Here is a 16,286-nt window from a genome sequence, read left to right on the forward strand (position 1 = left end):
ATAGCATTATTGAACGGCTGTTTTGCAGGATTCTTTTTTCGCCACCAAATTATTATTGACCATGCCTTAAGAAATATTCTTATGAGAACTCCATTCACCGAATTCGAAGTTTCTGATTCATTAGTCTTGGCGTCTGAAGAAACTGCCTTTGGATTAGAAAGCCCCTTATTAGATCCGGCAAAAATGAGGTTTGAAAGTAATGAGGAAGAGTCTGAAGCGTTTCTAAATGAAACTTTAGTTATAGAAGATAATGAAACTGCTGTCATTGATATTGAGAAGGCAGTAAGACTCAATAAAAAATATGGAGCTGAACTTTGGGGAAAGCAGATGGCGGCTATCCTGAAATACTTTTCTTCTATCGGAATAAGAGAAGAGGCAGCACCTGTAGATGCAAAGCAATTTTCTTTAATGGTAGCAAAGTGGCAGGACACTGTTTTCAAAAATGAAAAAAGTACTGATGGCATCTTAGGCCCTAATTCATGGGCTCTGCTTAAGCCACTTATCACTAATTTAACAGGTTCAGCACCTGTATTCACACCTTCACGCTGGCACGGCATAATCAAGAATACCGTTCCCTGTAACGTTGTTCCTTTAGTCCACGGCAAAGAAACGTTTGAACATATAGTGAGTGCCATACGAACTGCTGCTAATTCGGAGCATTACATCTATATACTTGGTTGGATGCTTGATGTTGATTTTGAGTTGATTCCCGGCGATCGGAGTTCAACATTGATTCGATTATTGCAGGATGCCTCAAGCAAAGGCGTTGAAATTCGCGTGATGGTGTGGGATAACCCGATCTACATAACAGAGATTAACGTCGCTTCTGGAAAAATAAATGCTTTGTCAAATTCTTTGTTGATAAAGGATAATGCAACTTTCGGTTCCCCCCGCTTAAAGAGCGCCATTGCAACTATTCGTTTGTTGCTGTCGCAAGCCCCATACTTTTTACGGTTCATCAATTCATGGAACAGTTTTACCGCGAAGGTAAAAGCAATACAGAATGAGGGCAGCCACCACGAAAAGGTGGTTGTGGTAAAAGGGAGAGAGGGTTTAATAGGATTTTGTGGGGGGATTGATATCAATCCGAACCGTATTTCCGGCAAGGATTCAACAGGAAGGGTCTATGGAATAGATAATAATGGCAATTCAATTGTGTTACATGATATTCACTGTAAGGTACAAGGCCACGCCGCATGGGTTTTGCTCAGACGTTTCATGTGGCGTTGGCAGGTATACAAGTCAACCCGACAAACGTTAAACAGCCTTCTTCTCTCTAAAGCCTTAAGGGGAGAAAAAGAGAACGTGCCTTCTCCCGTCAAACAGAGTGTCAATACAGCGCATGTAAAGATTCTGCAAACCTATAATCATCCGAATACACTTATTCAGGACCGCACCATCCGGGAAGCCGTGAAGCTGGCGATTATGAATGCGAAGAAAACGATTCATATTGAAGACCAATATATGATTTCGCTGGAAATTGCGAGTTGGCTCAATCTCAAACTGAAGGAACCCGGTTTTAGCTACCTGACTATTTTAACGCAGGATGATGAAGTTGCCGGTGCGGATATTCTGTTTTCTAAGCAGATGCGAAAAAAGTTTATTGACCAGTTGCAGACCGGGCTTTCGGATGATGTCATAAAGAGGAAAATTTTTATAAAAATGCTCCATCTGACATTGCCTCCAACTGCACACCATAAAGTGCATTCAAAGATCTATATTATTGATGATGAGCTGGCAATTGTCGGTTCTGCCAACCTTTCCTCAAGGTCTATGACTCATGACAGCGAAACCGCCGCCCTTATTTTTAATGACCCTGGTTCTGTTACAAACTTCGCATTGCAATTAAAGGCGAAAGAGAACGCCGATCCTAATACCCATATTATACCTTATGCTCCCAATCCGAATGTGAAAGATATTGATGTAAAGATTATTGATGAACTCAATAATCTTTCGACCGCTAAAAAAATTGCATTAGCAGCTACAGGCCCGGCACTTAGCTATCTGATCCCACAGGTAATAAAGATGCTTCTTACCCAATTAAAGCCTGCCATTATTGATATCATTGATCCCGATGCAGATAATACCCAGCCCCAGCAAGAGCTTGAAGGATGGCCCGAGCCCATAAATGAAACTGATCAGAAGTTTTATGAAGCAGATGTAGTTGAAGAAGTAAACACAGATCCGGAATTTGTTATCACAGCAGGTAATAAGGTTCAAGGAAGTAATCCGGAATCTGAAGAGTTAAGTCGAGATGATGATTTCGAGCAAGATTTTTCGAGCGAGGATATAATATCTGATAGTAATGAAGGCGAAGATAGCTTCAACCTTCATCCTGAGGACAAGCAAGTAGCTGAGGTAATGGAACATCAGGTGGCCGTCGTCAAAAGCGCTTTTGCAAACGCAAAATCTTGCCAGGGGCATACCTGCTGGGCAAAAAGCGTTTTGAATAATCTTCTTGGATTAAACCTTGCTCTTAATAATGTTTTAGATGATACTGCTAAAAAAGCAATTAGCGACTTTCAATTAAAAAACAACTTAGCTCTAACGCAAAAAATTAATGCAGTTACAGAAAGGGTTCTATTGGAAATGGAGTCCCTTCGCCGTCACATGGGAACAGCGTATCAATTGGCTTCTGAGAAAACAATTGCCGAGGCGAAATCAAGAATTGAGGATTGGACAAAACAGGCGGTTAATAACAAGCCGCAGCACATTCTCAACTCTTATCGTGATCCCCGTAAAGTTTATGCTTTTGTTCTGCACCAAATGGCATTTAAAAGAAAGGGCCGCCAGTCGGGACAATACAGTGATCCCACCGGTTATGTAAGTACAGGTGCTCATTTCTGTATCATGCTTGATGGCCGCATCATTCAATTACATCCGATGTCGCGAATGATATGGCATGGCAACTGCATTAGTCCGGGGTCAATTGCGGTTGAATTTGAAGGTAATTTTCCGAGCATTAAAGGCACATGGTGGTACCCAACGGATAAGAAGACAGGAAAGAAAATAAAGATTAATGAGGACAAACCGACGCAGGCACAATTTGAGTCCGGGAGATTTCTTGTTAGTTATTTGAAGCTTGTCTTAGGAACCTCCCACATTCTTGCCCATCGTCAAAGTTCAGATTCAAGGGAGAATGACCCGGGACCGGATATCTGGTACCATGTAGGGCAATGGGCGGTTGATAAATTAGGTTTGTCAGATGGAGGACCCTCATTTAAATGTGGGACAGGGAAACCAATCTTACCACAATGGCGTACCTGGGGAACCATAGCCCCGCAGCCTGAAATACAAGGATATTATAACGCAGATGATGAGAATGAAGTGGAGTTTTCTGAAGATCAGGAACCGCAAAACCTGATAGATGAGCCGCCGGGTGATGAGAGCGAATTCAATGATGAAGAAGAAATAGGATACGAAGCACCGGAATTTGAAAATTACACGCTGGCTTACAGGTTGAGTAAATTAAATGACTGGGCTTACCTTTTAGCATTCAAAGTTCCTGATGATTTGGTTTTAAAATTAAAATCAAGGAATATGTATGTACAATATGCTCATAACGAATCATACAGTAATGATCTGAATGTTGACTTTTATCGCCTCAGGATTGATAAATTTCCAACACTTAACGGTGTAACTCAAAATGCTCAAAGTCTTGTAAAATACATCAGGTTAAATATAAACAGTCTTGTAGACACATCATATTGTGATTGGCAACCCTATAGCTTAACAATTGACCAGCCAATTTGGGTAAGTGAAAATGCAGTGGGCGCTGTGATGAGACAGGATATCAAAGGACCTGATAATGCTGCTGTAGTAGTAAGTTTATCAAAACCAAACGGCTGGAGGTTCTCTACCGTTACCACACCTGGTACAGGCAGGCATCCCGTTAGTGGACATAGAGAATTTTTCATAGGCAAAGATCCGGTAACAGGAGGAACCTACTTTATCATCAAGGGCCTTGATATGATGTCAACCGGGATTGCCGGTTTAGGATTGCCACTTGCAGGCAGATGGGGCTTTGCGCAAGGCGATGCATTATGGAAAAGCATGCGTGAAAAAATCATTCTCTTTATCAATTCAAATGGGGGTATGGCAAGAAGCGATATCACGTACTCCGAGAGGATCGAGTGGAGGCATGTTTACTACTCCTATAGAAATTTACTTGCTGATACATTTGGTAAAGGGGCAGGAAGTGCACAAAACAGTTCATTCTTTAGCTTTCAACTGTCAGAATAAATGGAATCAGAATGACTGAGATTGCCGCCTTTATTATTCAAAGCGTTGAAAAACAACTATGATCAATAAAATATTTCAGACCTGACAATTAAGATTTGAGTATAAGGCTTGATTCTACTATTAGGTATTGCAGCGCTTTTCGCTATATGGATAAGTAAATTCTCAATTCCCTGAGAATGAAATTTCAGTAGTAAGATTTAATCCATTTACAATCCTCACGCAAAAAACCCATGCAAAAACCACTGCTTATTTTCCCCACCCGCATAATGCCCCGACCTAAACAACCAATACCTTTGCCCATCTTCATCCTCTACATTATAATAATCCCGGTGCTCTCCGCTATCCAGCCACCATTCCCGTTCTATGCGTTCCGGACCGTCGGCTTTGCGGATATGATGTGCCTTGCCTTTATATCGAAACAGCAGCGGCGGATAATCCGGTATCGGTGCGGTCACTTCCACCGGTTCGGGTTTTGCTAAAAGCCTCACCGGCCTTGGCCGGTCGCTGCGCCAAGGAGTATTCGCCGGTTCCTGTAAAGTGGGTGCAGCTTTAATAGACCGCTCCGGCCAATAATGTTCATCAGGCAGGTAACGGTGGATCTTTCCGGAGCCTACCTTTGCCGATATGCGGTCGAGCAGTTCCGCCACGCCTTCATCATCCAGGCCAGGGTTTTCTGCCCACATTGCTTCCTGCGAGAGCATAACATCTTCTACCTTATGGGCTTCCAGGACGAACAACTCAATCCCAAGAGCTGGTGTAATGGAAGAAATCTTCAGCTGGAACAGCTTGAACAAATGTGTTACATGATGAGTAGCCCGGTTAGTTCCGATCTCTAACTGCTGGATCTTACCGTCCACACGGTAACACTTCAGGGTAGCTGTGCGAATGCCTTTACCTTCCTGCTGCATTCGCTGGCATAGAGTCTCCAGAAGTCTTGTGATGGCAATCTCTATCCCCTGTGCCGTACGGATCGGCTCCATGCAGGGTAATCGTTCCTGGAAGGGCTCAGGTACCTGCAGCGGAGTTATATATTCTTCAGCCTGCCCCAGTGCTTGCGCCAGTCTTAACAGCAGGCCTTCCTCAAAGCGCCTCCGCAAAACCGAACGCGGCATGCTGATAAAACTTCCGATTGTATATAAACCTAGCTTTTGCAGACGAGCCAGGATTGCCGGCTCCAATCGCAGGGCAGCAGCGGGTAATGCAAGCAGAGCCTCAGCCTGTCCGCCGCCTTCAATAATTGGGGTCACCTGTCCGAAACGGGAAATGGCCCATGCCGTCCCAATGGTATCAGCAATTGCAGCCCGCACATCATAACCTGACCCTCGCAAACGCGTCACGATCTCTTTCAGGTAAGCCCGTTCGCCACCCCAGAGATGTGCGCAGCCGCTAATGTCCAATATCAGTCCGTCGGGAAGATCCAGTGACACCCAAGGCGTATAGCGAATACACCATTCTCCCAGCGCCTTCAGTAAGTTAGCCGCCCGTGCCGGTTTCTCGTCCAGGATCTCCAGATCAGGGACCATCGCTTTGGCATCTGCTACCGGCATTCCCGGACGAACACCATGGGCTTCGGCAACAGCATTCGCTGCGGTTATCACTTTCCTATTATGTTCTGGGGCAGCAAAAACAAAAGGCAGCTGCTTCAATCCCGGCCGACGGAGAGTCAGCCAGTCTGTCGTTAAGTGACGGAACCATATGGTAACAAAGCGCTTCTGCATAACATCCTTTTATCCGGCCTTCCGTACATGCTCCCTTTGCAGATCAATTGTTTGTTTATCAATCACCGGCCTGAAACTGCCGGCAGTCCACTCTATTTTCCATGCGCCCGGGTTGCCGTTTCGCACCTTTAGCAGCTCTACGTTCCATCTCGGGAAGCCCACGCCCGGCATTCCTTCCTCTAATTCACTGGGCAGGGGGGTAATTTTCCAGCGGGCCACACAAGCGGTAGTGCCCAGCTTCTGTGCATTCCTACGAAGTATAAAACCGGTCACCCTGCTTTTTTCAACCACCAGCTGTAGCCGCCGTGATTCAGTAAAGCTGATCTCGCCGGTTTCTGCCACAACCGCCGCCAGGGAACCGCATGTTAGCGCTTCTTCCATGGCCCAGAGCAGGTCCTTTTGTTTCAGCAGGTCAATAAAGATGATGCGGTCAGGGTTGACACCAAAGGTCTTGAGTGCCGGAGGAAACAGTGAACGTGAAGTACTGATCCACAGGCAGATGCCGCCATTCTCCATGAGCACCTTCAATAAACCCGCCAGGAACCCTCCGCATGCTGCGGCATGCTCGGGTTCTTCCGTTAAAAACTCATGGATTGCCCCCGTAGGGAACACAGAATTTGGAAAGGCAGATTCGACCGGCTCCAGTCCCGAAAACCGGGTTCTGCCTGCTAAAGGGACCTTGAAGCCCTGCCAATGCAGAATGTTCTTCTGCAGTTCAGTGATGATGTCCTTCTTGCTGGCAAGCATAATTTGTAATGTCTTTTTAGTAGAGCTTACAAATTTAATGCTAAAAATATTAGTATTTATGGGTTGTTGAAAATTAATAATCCATTTGTCAATGAGATTACTTGTCGATTTGTCAATCGTATACGGGAGGTGCATGGTCTGGGAAATTCTGTTTGTAGAGGTTAAGCGTAGGATTGAGAAATGGATAAAAATTCTCACTCAGTACTGAATTTCAAACGAAGTAGGCGAGTCAGAAACTCTTTTCTTTTTTTATGAATCCAAAGAGCCCAGCGGAACTCCACAGACAAAGCGTGGCTCATATAGTCTGTTAATGCGGCAAATGTGCTTTGAAAATTAATCTTAAGAAATCACTTCTAATTAAATCGAATGGAATTCTGTAAACGTCAGAATTTTTGTATTATCAATTTGCTTTAATTCTAGTAAGTCCTTATCGCCGGTTATTAAAAAATCGGCATTGCCATCTTTTGCAAGGGATAAAAGGAAGTTGTCTTTGGGATCGCGACAAAGGTTTACTACAGAAGCTACAGGAATAAATTCAGCCCGTGATCTGATTTGACCAAGTAAGCTTTCAAGCAGTTGAAGACTAAAGTATTTTTTGAATTTAGACCGACTTGCTACTTCGATGAACTCTTCTAATCTTTAAGGAAACTATGATAAAAAATGACAGTTCCCGTATCAATTTATCCACTGGCCTTAGCCAGTGGATAAATTGTCAGTATTTAAAGGCTTTAGCCGAGCCTTTGAATTGTCAAGATAGCTGCAAGTAAGTAATTACCAGACATCAATAACGATGTTCATTCAGTTGCAGTTTTTGACATAATTGATGTCCTTCTTCCAGCACTTTTTTTAATCGGGGTTCGCGGATATTTATTTTAAGTAATAGTTTCGGGTCTTCGCAAATTTGACTGCACAATACAATCTTATCATTAAGCAACCTTTGTTTCTCAGATATGGTCAGGGTTGTCAGACAGGTGATAGGGTATAGTCCCAATTGGTCAATTGTTTCATTTAAGCTCCCTTTACGCGGGAAATCCCATCCTACCAGGTGGAGCCCAGCGCACAGCCCGTATTGAATAGCATCGGTTGTAAACTTGGTATTGGTAATCACCCAGCCCTGGTGCAGTTTGATATCGTGTCCGGGCAACTGAACCCAACTTGCTTCCAGATCTCTGAAACGGGAATGGATATATAATGGGATTTTGACATCGCATACCACAGCACGATGATTATGGTATTTGCACTCGACCATAAAATGATGCTCGTCTTTTTCGGCGATAACATCCACTTCGTGATTGACGCATTTACCCTTTACAATGACACCCGTCTGAACACGATATCCCTGCTGCTTTAATATAGCCGCCACGTATTCTTCGAAAGGATAGCCTGAGGGCCCAAGTTCCATAATTGCCGACTTCAGTTTATACCTTGCTGCCATTGGCCTTGACCGGTTCCTTAGTAAACGAAAAGCCATTTTGTAGATCTTTTTGGTCGAAATGCCTTCATAAAGTTGGTCTTCCAGTTCCCGCTTAATCTCTTCAATGACTTCGGGTCGAGCGCCAGCATGAGCCAAAGACTTTTTCAGTTTTTCAGCATCATAATAAGCTTGTATACCGGATGCTTTAGTGACTAAGTAGGAACCCTTGTCTTTCATAACTAATGTTTGGACTGTGAACTCGTTACAATCTATAAACTTCATTTAAAGTTCATTAATGAGATACTTATATCCAATAATATTGAACATGCCGATAAGTGACTTTGGTCATCGGTCTATATTGTAAAATTCAGAATTGTGGGCCGCAAGGACCTGCTGTTACAGAAGGGGCTGAATGCTTCCAGAAAGTATGTACTGAATCCGTGATGTTTTTTAAAACTATTGATGGGCGATTGCCCTCTATTCAATTGCCACTCGCTTTAGCCAGTGGATAAAAAAGAAATTATTCAATAGGCTTTAGCCAAACCTTCTGAATTATCAAATACACATGCTATATTTTGGCTAAAGCCAATCAGGCCTGGCTTTTATTATTCCTCCAGCTTAGCTGGAGGAAATTGAAATTTTGAGTATGAGGTGCTGCAGTATAAATCCATTGAAACTGAGCGGGAATCTATCGCAACAGCGGCGCTACGCGGCATGTTCCGTATGTTGCTTGATAGCATTTAATTCTGTTTTTTTATGAATCTCCTCTTCCTCAATACCAAAATCATCCTGAAGTCCAAGCCAGAACTTTGCACTATTACCAAAATATCTGGATAGTCTGAGCGCTGTATCCGCAGTAATTCTTCTTCTTCCTTTAATGATTTCCGAAATACGCGTCTGTGGAATACTAGATCTTTTGAAAGCTTGTATGCACTAATATTTAGAGGAAGAAGAAATTCTTCCTGAAGGATTTCACCGGGATGGATATTTCTTATTTTTTCCATTTTCTGTTTAATTAATAATAGTCCTCAGTTCCTTTGAAAAGCTACAGCCTTCTATTCAATTGCCACTGGCTTTAGCCAGTGGTTAAAATGCCATTCATAAAAAGGCTTTAGCCAAACCTTCTGAATTGACAATACACAATGCTATATTTTGGCTAAAGCCGATCAAGCCTTGTGTATAATTATACCTCCAGCTAAAGCCGGAGGCAATTGAATAAGATCAAATTAAAGTCAAGATGACCTTGAATTGAGGAAATTTAATAAGCTGTTGATGAATAGCGATCGCCCTATATTCAATTGCCACTGGCTTTAGTCAGTGGTTAAAATGCCATTCATAAAAAGGCTTTAGCCAAACCTTCTAAATTGTCAATATCCAATGCTATATTTTGGCTAAAGCCGATCAAGCTTTGTCTTTTATTATTCCTCCAGCTAAAGCTGGAGGCAATTGAAGGAGATCGAATTCATCTCATTCTAAATCTCAATACATGCATGTCATTAGTGATGTATAAGGTTTTTTCATCCGGAGAAAGTTCACAATTGGAAGCCGCTTCATCCAACCGAAGTTTCCCCAGGAGTTTTCCGTCGCGGTTAAGAATCCATATTCCTCCGGGACCAGTAGCGAATACATTTCCGTTCTTATCGATTTTTAACCCGTCCGCGCCGCCTGCGGCATCATAAAAGATCCTAGCGTTGATAACCGAATCGTTCCCATCTATATCATAGGCATACCAGGTTGGTTTCTTTCCGTCGGAATTGGCGACAATAAACGTTTTTTCTCCCGGAAAGAAAGCTATGCCATTGGGTCGGCTTATTGTATCTGTAATCAATATCACTTCGCCTGTTTTTTTTACTTTGTAAACCCCCTGAAATGGAAGCTCTTTAGCGGGGTCTTCCATGCCTTTTTCAAGACCGTAAGGAGGGTCGGTGAAAAATAACTCCCCTTTGCTGTTATATACCGCATCGTTCGGACTATTGAATTTTTTGCCCTGGTAATTACCTGCAATTGTTACAAATTTTGCGGAAGGTTTATCGATAGGTGCATCCATTCTTGCCATTCTCCTGTCGCCATGCTGGCTAAGAACAAGTGCGCCTTTGTTATCCAGTGTCAGGCCGTTACTGCCTGTTTCGCCGCCACGCGCTGCCTTGCCGGTATAGCCGGATGGCGTCAGGTAAAGTTCTGCCCCCTTGCTGGCGGTCCACTTATAGATCGTATTCCGGGGCACATCGGAAAACAAAAGCATTTGATGCTTTTCAATCCATACCGGTCCCTCGCTCCATTCGTAACCCGAGGCAATAATTTCTGCTTTTGCATCAGGCGAAAGAATGGCATTCACCGAACTGTCGAAGCGTTCTATAGTGCCGACTGTTGTTTGGGCCGAACACGCTGTTGTAGCGATCAAAAAAATGAAGAGGAAGGTTTTCATAAGACAGGTCATTTATACGCCCGATTTCAACACCAGATGTAATTGATAAATATAGATACTCAGTGAGACATATAAGAATGCTCAATTCCGGTAGAACAGGGAGATCTGATTAGAGATCAAGATATATGGTATAAATGCCGGGCACTTTACCAGGAAGGTTGGATAACTAAAACACAAGAAAGGCATCTAAAAATTAAGGACTTTATTTCCAAATCTTTTACCTGAAGATAATTAGGATTTCTCTTACAACTGCATATTTTAAAGATTTAAAAAACTGACAATCAGATATATGTATATTTATTAATCAAACTCATCTATATATTAGAACTGCCATTCACCCTTCTCATAATGTAAAAAGCCGATCTGAGTATTATCAAAACTTAAAATCAGTATCATGGCACAACTGCTTAATATTCCGGCGCTGGAAAAAGTAATCAGTAACCTTGAAGGTTTATCAGAGACTCAAAAACAGTTCATCACCGACCGATGGCTCAATTATGTAATTTGGTGGGACAGCAGGGCAAGCAAACACAAACGGCTGCATTTCAGGTTGCGTACCATTGTAGTAATTGGTGGTGTAATTATCCCTGCCTTAATCGGAACAGCAGCCACACCCAACTTATCCGGACTTCGAACTGAGCAGGTGAATATTATTCAATGGGTTGCCTTTGCCCTGAGCCTTCTTGTTGGAGTTTCTGCAGCACTCGAAGAGTTATTTCACCACGGAGAGATCTGGCGCGACAAACGATCTGCCGGAGAGATCTTAAAATGTGAAGGCTGGAGATACTTCCAGCTGATAGGCAAATACAAAGGCAAAACGCATTCAGAAGCTTATACTGACTTTGCATCAACTGTCGAGGATCTGATCGAGCATGAAATCAAAGATTACTTCTTAATTACCCGTCCGGAGAGAGAGCCGGAAAAGCCGGGTGTAATCCATTCAGAGAGAAAGATTTAAGAGTGATATGAATTGATATCGGCTATTTGTGTAGATAGTGCTTTTTTAACTGCCAGATGACTACTGCTTTTTTTGGATTGCTCCACCATATACCCGAGTAATATCAAGTATTACTCAAAAGATAACCTCACCATTTATACACTATGTCTTAACAATATGTTCACTATATCCCGATATACTTAGCACCCTGCCATCATACTGTTATCATACTGTTATCACCCTGTTATCTAGAACTTAAAATACAAGGATTTTCGAACCAGATTAAACTCATCATTAGGCATAATTTTTTAAGTAATTTACACTAAGTCCCTTCTGGACTGAGTTGGGGATAATGGCTGGCTTCATGAATTTCGACCTATTTGTTCGATTCAATCGATTCCATTACTTTGTGGTTTTAATTCAATTTTAATCCCGCCCTCAAACTTTTTGTTCTTCTAACCATTAATAATTCTTCGCAGTCAGGATTTCATTTCTGGCTTGTGAATAAGAAGGCAATAATTTCAATGAACATCGAAAACAAGAAACGAATAGCAATACTCGGGGGCGGTCCTTCCGGACTGTTTATGCTGAAAAGGCTGATTGAATCCGGACGGAAAGATTTAAGCATCCATATTTTTGAACGCAAGAGACAGATGGGAGCGGGGATGCCTTACAGTAAAGAAGGCGCCGGCGATGAACATATCACCAATGTTTCGGGCAATGAGATCCCGGACCTGGCAGAGTCGATGGCCGAGTGGGTCCGTAGTATTCCAGAGGAGAAGCTGCGCCGATTCAATATCGACCCTTACAATTTTAATGAATATAAGGTGCTGCCGCGCTTATTATTCGGACAATACCTGTCCGAACAATTTGACGTGCTTCTGGAGCACGCGAAGGAAGCGGAGATAGAGGTAAAGGTATTTTCTGATACTGAGGTGCTCGATATCATTGATTTTCCGCATCAGGAGAAGGTGATCGTTGTGCCGGAGAGCGAAGAGCAGCTGGAATATGATCATGTGATCATCTGCACAGGTCATAACTGGCCGAAGAAGCATGAAGGTAAAGTTCCCGGCTATTTTGATTCGCCTTATCCGCCTGCGAAACTGGCTTTGAAACTGAACCACTCCATTGCCATTCGCGGATCGTCACTGACCGCGATTGATGCGATCCGTACGCTTTCCCGAAATAACGGCACATTCAGTCGGGATGGTGACAAGCTGATCTTTGCGAAAGACGCAGACAGCCCGGAATTCAAGCTCGTTATGTTTTCGAAGGGCGGCATGCTCCCGGCAATTCGTTTTCACCTGGAGGACTCGCACCTACAAAAAGATTCGGTACTCAGCAAGGAGGAGGTTGATCAGAACCGCTCGGAAAACGAGGGCTTCCTTTCGCTCGATTATATCTTCGAAAGGAACTTTAAAGAGATGTTCCGGGAGAAAGACGCCAGTTTTTATGAGCTGATTAAGGATATGCGGATGGAGGAGTTTGTAGATACCATGATGAAGCGGAGGGAACACCGGGATCCTTTTGAATTATTCAAAGCAGAATATGCGCAGGCGGAGCGGTCCATCGAGCAGCAGCAGTCAATTTACTGGAAAGAGATGCTGGCGGTGCTTAGCTTCGCCATGAATTACCCTGCCAAGTATTTTTCGGCGGAGGACCGTCAGCGGTTGCAGGTGCACCTGATGCCGCTGATAGCTATTGTGATCGCCTTCGTGCCGCAAAGCTCTGCAGCAGAACTGCTGGCGCTGCATGAAGCGGGGGTGCTCGACCTGGTAGATGTAGATGGAACAAGTGAAGTAGAACCAAATAGCAAAGGCGGAATTACATATCATTACATGAACGACGAGAATGAACCGCAGTCCGCACCTTTTGAGACATTCGTGGACAGTATCGGGCAGCCGCATCTTTCTTTTGAAGATTTTCCCTTTAAGAGCTTGTCAGAGCATGAGACGATCAGCAGTGCAAAGATCAGGTTTCGTGATGCCACTTCGGCGCTTCTTGAGCTGGAAGCCGGCAACGATAAGGTGACTTCTGACGGAAACGGAACTTATTACCTGGACGTTCAGGGAATCACCATAAACGACCAGTTCCAGGTGGTTGACGCTTACGGCGCCCTGAACGAGCGGATCCATATTATGGCCGTTCCATACATAGGAGGGTACAATCCTGATTACTCCGGACTTGATTTCTGCGAGGCGGCTTCAGCGGCTATCAGCGAATGCCTTGTGGGAGAATTGGGAATTAAGAATTAGGAATTAAGAATTGCTGAAGCAGAGAGACGGTGTAATTAAATAAAGATGGGAATAGCAGATCAGGATAGTAGGGAGAATAAACTTTACATGCTCTTGCTCGGTTCGAAAGCACCGGGAAGAAACGTAGAACAGCACGATTATTTCTTTGCGATTGCCAAAGGGCTTCCTGCATTGATCCCGCGCATTAAAGCGTTCTGGCCGGAAGCCGGAAGGAGTATTCATATTGATGGCTGGCGTGAAGTAACAGCGGTTGACGGTTACCGGATCAGGGTCGTAGAGAACGACCTCGTTGAAAATTCATCTTCCCATAAATTGTTTTTTATCAACCTCGGCGGCTACCAGTCAGGCAAGCTGGAGGAGCAGCACTATACAGTATTAACGGTGCAGGAGGACCGGGTGGCCGCTATTTCTTCGTCTAAAAAAACGGTGTTCTTCAAAACGCATTCTGTAGATTCGGTAAAAGGGGCGAATTCTCATATCGATGAAAAGTATGGAATTGATGTGGATGACATTTACCGGATAGAAGATATTCTGACACCTGAGCAGAAGATGCAGTATCGTCTGGAAATTACACCTGCGGTTGATTTAACTGATGACACCGTGCATTTAGGTTACCTGACGCTGGAAAAGTTAGCCAAGATCGAATCGTTGTAGTGCGGTGACAAATTACTAGCGGCCTTGAAAGAGCTCTCTGATTGCACGCAATGCAAAATAAGAAACCGCAAAGCTCGCAAAGTCTGGCACTCTGCAATCGGTCTAAACCAATGGTTCTGAGATTAAACTTCGCGATGTTTGCGTTTTAATCTTTGGGCCTTTGCGTGAAAAAAAAGCCTCCTAAATTAACATCCTTGTTTGATAGCAAGTGAAAGCTGTTGAAAAGACTCAGGGTCCTCGGCGAGAGTCCCTGCTGAGACTTCTAAGTACAATCGAGGTTGAAGGTGTAAAAGGGCGCAGGTATCTACCACTTATCGATCATATCCCCCAGATCACTCACCCCTAAGGTGAACATGATAATGATTATGGCCAGGATGATTTTAACGGTCGGCAGAATCGAGAATCCAAACCTTCTCTTGAGCATATCATCTACCGGCGGCAGATAAACCAAAGAAAGCAGGAGGTAAGCAAACCCGGGAACGGGATGCACCAGGAATAGATTTGCTACCCCTGCGGTAAAAACAAGTGTGGCAAACAGCCAGCTGATTACACTTGATATGGTGAGTCTTTCTTCCATGATATTTTCTTTACTAATTATCGCTTTCAATTTTTAGAATTATCGGTATTATTTGAAGCCAAAGATCGTTGGGAATAAAAAGATCACAATCATGGCCCAGAGGCAGTAAACGGGTAGAAAAATAGCAATAGATCTGCCCACAGCTACAACTTCTGATTTCTTCGTCAATGACCGGAAGAGCTCTACAGTGATGAAAATCAAATTGAGCAGCATCAGGAAGTTGGCACCCATTACCGCCAGTCGGTTAGGTGTAATGCCGAATTCTGCTATCCGGAATACAATCGCCGATAATGCAATCCCATTTACAATGATAGTCACGGTTGATAAAAGAAGAAGTACCCAGGTAGCTTTGCTGGTATCGTCGGTTTTGGAGCTTTCTGCTATTGAAAAGAAGATGATGGCCATAACACCGATCAGCAGCAGGTTAAATATGATCAGGAACTCCCGGTCGTTATATGGGTCTTTTCCGGAATAGATAATGGCACCCAGGTAGATGATCAGCATAACTAAAACCAGCGGACTGAAGATCTTAGCGATTACCGGGGAAACTTTGCTGACCAGCTGCGGATTGGTCTGCGTCAGGTAGGTCCCTACAATCGGCGCGGCCGCCAGTCCGAAGATTCCGACATATTTAAAGTAAAACTCTTCGATCTTGAAACCGATCAGAGCAAACAAATTGATAGTGAGGGCGGTCATTAGCGCTCCGGCAATCAGGATCAGGCCTGTCATGACTAACAGGTCGCCATTGTATTTCAAATAATCGACGCGCTTGTTGTAATCGCTTAGGTTATTACCCGCATAAGCAGAGCCCAATAATGCCCACAGAAGCAAAGGCAAATGAATACAGGCCAGCATCAGGGTATCACTGGTAGTTGACAAGGGGAGAGCGTTGATATAGATCAGTGATACCAGCATCACGCCACAGATCACAGCGATGTGGGTTGTCCTCAGGTTGTTCTTCCAGGCAAAGTAGGCGGTCAGGACGGGCAGAAAGATGAAGCCGATATTACGGGGATAGAAGAAATCTTCATCAATCTGGAAGATGGCCGGGATCTTGACAATTAAACCGGCCAGCAAAGCACCGATGACTACGTACAACAGCTCCCTGCCGGTGCCCCAGTTAATTTCATCAGTCTCGTAGTTCAGCCTTTCATTCCAGAAATCAGCAACTGCGTTGCCCTTTAGCTCCGGATAGATCGTACTGAACTCCCGTTTAAAGGGTGCCTTGTTGCTGCGGTACAGCTTCTCCAGTTCCCTGGGATTGTTTAGGTGAGATATTATTTTATTTTTCATGACTGTTCAGTTTATTAGGAGTAG

12 protein-coding genes are annotated in these 16,286 nt (G+C 43.8%); 4 read left to right on the top strand and 8 right to left on the bottom strand.

Features of this window, described 5'->3' with window-relative positions; genetic code table 11:
* The first annotated feature begins 81 nt into the window (after positions 1 to 81).
* Positions 82 to 4,242, top strand: coding sequence for a phospholipase D-like domain-containing protein (locus AC1MCB_RS00345; protein ID WP_479966760.1), 4,161 nt, complete (start codon positions 82 to 84; stop codon positions 4,240 to 4,242).
* Between the two features lie 215 nt (positions 4,243 to 4,457).
* On the opposite strand, the gene AC1MCB_RS00350 is transcribed toward AC1MCB_RS00345, so the two are convergent.
* From AC1MCB_RS00350 to AC1MCB_RS00375, 6 genes are all read right to left on the bottom strand, one after another.
* Entirely contained in the window at positions 4,458 to 5,960 is a 1,503-nt protein-coding gene (locus tag AC1MCB_RS00350; protein WP_479966761.1) for a Y-family DNA polymerase, read from the bottom strand.
* A 9-nt stretch (positions 5,961 to 5,969) separates the two neighbouring features.
* Entirely contained in the window at positions 5,970 to 6,707 is a 738-nt protein-coding gene (locus AC1MCB_RS00355) for an ImuA family protein (RefSeq protein ID WP_479966762.1), read from the bottom strand.
* Between the two features lie 357 nt (positions 6,708 to 7,064).
* Positions 7,065 to 7,331 (bottom strand): putative toxin-antitoxin system toxin component, PIN family, encoded by a 267-nt coding sequence (locus AC1MCB_RS00360; RefSeq protein WP_479968767.1) that lies wholly within the window; start codon positions 7,329 to 7,331, stop codon positions 7,065 to 7,067.
* 157 nt (positions 7,332 to 7,488) lie between these two features.
* Positions 7,489 to 8,403, bottom strand: a complete 915-nt coding sequence (locus tag AC1MCB_RS00365) for a restriction endonuclease (protein ID WP_479966763.1) — start codon at positions 8,401 to 8,403, stop codon at positions 7,489 to 7,491.
* 423 nt (positions 8,404 to 8,826) lie between these two features.
* Positions 8,827 to 9,051: a HigA family addiction module antitoxin gene (locus AC1MCB_RS00370; protein ID WP_479968768.1), complete on the bottom strand. Its 225-nt coding sequence runs from the start codon at positions 9,049 to 9,051 to the stop codon at positions 8,827 to 8,829.
* Between the two features lie 532 nt (positions 9,052 to 9,583).
* A complete protein-coding gene (locus tag AC1MCB_RS00375) occupies positions 9,584 to 10,546 on the bottom strand; it encodes an SMP-30/gluconolactonase/LRE family protein (protein WP_479966764.1) in 963 nt (320 codons plus the stop codon).
* A gap of 394 nt (positions 10,547 to 10,940) precedes the next feature.
* On the opposite strand from AC1MCB_RS00375, the gene AC1MCB_RS00380 reads away from it, so the two are divergent.
* The 3 genes from AC1MCB_RS00380 to AC1MCB_RS00390 all read left to right on the top strand — a co-directional run bounded on the left by AC1MCB_RS00380 (position 10,941) and on the right by AC1MCB_RS00390 (position 14,392).
* Entirely contained in the window at positions 10,941 to 11,504 is a 564-nt protein-coding gene (locus AC1MCB_RS00380) for a DUF4231 domain-containing protein (protein WP_479966765.1), read from the top strand.
* Positions 11,505 to 12,007: 503 nt separating this feature from the next.
* Positions 12,008 to 13,738 (top strand): FAD/NAD(P)-binding protein, encoded by a 1,731-nt coding sequence (locus tag AC1MCB_RS00385; RefSeq protein WP_479966766.1) that lies wholly within the window; start codon positions 12,008 to 12,010, stop codon positions 13,736 to 13,738.
* Positions 13,739 to 13,783: 45 nt separating this feature from the next.
* A complete protein-coding gene (locus tag AC1MCB_RS00390) occupies positions 13,784 to 14,392 on the top strand; it encodes a DUF1543 domain-containing protein (RefSeq protein ID WP_479966767.1) in 609 nt (202 codons plus the stop codon).
* 304 nt (positions 14,393 to 14,696) lie between these two features.
* Here the strand turns inward: AC1MCB_RS00390 and AC1MCB_RS00395 are convergent, their stop codons facing one another.
* Both AC1MCB_RS00395 and AC1MCB_RS00400 read right to left on the bottom strand, forming a co-directional pair.
* The gene (locus tag AC1MCB_RS00395; RefSeq protein WP_479966768.1) at positions 14,697 to 14,969 is read right to left on the bottom strand and encodes a hypothetical protein; all 273 of its coding nucleotides are present in this window, start codon (positions 14,967 to 14,969) and stop codon (positions 14,697 to 14,699) included.
* Between the two features lie 48 nt (positions 14,970 to 15,017).
* Positions 15,018 to 16,262 (bottom strand): hypothetical protein, encoded by a 1,245-nt coding sequence (locus tag AC1MCB_RS00400; protein WP_479966769.1) that lies wholly within the window; start codon positions 16,260 to 16,262, stop codon positions 15,018 to 15,020.
* Positions 16,263 to 16,286 lie beyond the last annotated feature (24 nt).

Source organism: Daejeonella sp. AP26 (assembly GCF_056680515.1).

Coding starts and splice junctions, on each gene's coding strand:
- AC1MCB_RS00345 (WP_479966760.1), top strand. CDS start 82: ATGAGAACTCCATTCACCGAATTCGAAGTTTCTGATTCATTAGTCTTG.
- AC1MCB_RS00350 (WP_479966761.1), bottom strand. CDS start 5,960: ATGCAGAAGCGCTTTGTTACCATATGGTTCCGTCACTTAACGACAGAC.
- AC1MCB_RS00355 (WP_479966762.1), bottom strand. CDS start 6,707: ATGCTTGCCAGCAAGAAGGACATCATCACTGAACTGCAGAAGAACATT.
- AC1MCB_RS00365 (WP_479966763.1), bottom strand. CDS start 8,403: ATGAAGTTTATAGATTGTAACGAGTTCACAGTCCAAACATTAGTTATG.
- AC1MCB_RS00375 (WP_479966764.1), bottom strand. CDS start 10,546: ATGAAAACCTTCCTCTTCATTTTTTTGATCGCTACAACAGCGTGTTCG.
- AC1MCB_RS00380 (WP_479966765.1), top strand. CDS start 10,941: ATGGCACAACTGCTTAATATTCCGGCGCTGGAAAAAGTAATCAGTAAC.
- AC1MCB_RS00385 (WP_479966766.1), top strand. CDS start 12,008: ATGAACATCGAAAACAAGAAACGAATAGCAATACTCGGGGGCGGTCCT.
- AC1MCB_RS00390 (WP_479966767.1), top strand. CDS start 13,784: ATGGGAATAGCAGATCAGGATAGTAGGGAGAATAAACTTTACATGCTC.
- AC1MCB_RS00395 (WP_479966768.1), bottom strand. CDS start 14,969: ATGGAAGAAAGACTCACCATATCAAGTGTAATCAGCTGGCTGTTTGCC.
- AC1MCB_RS00400 (WP_479966769.1), bottom strand. CDS start 16,262: ATGAAAAATAAAATAATATCTCACCTAAACAATCCCAGGGAACTGGAG.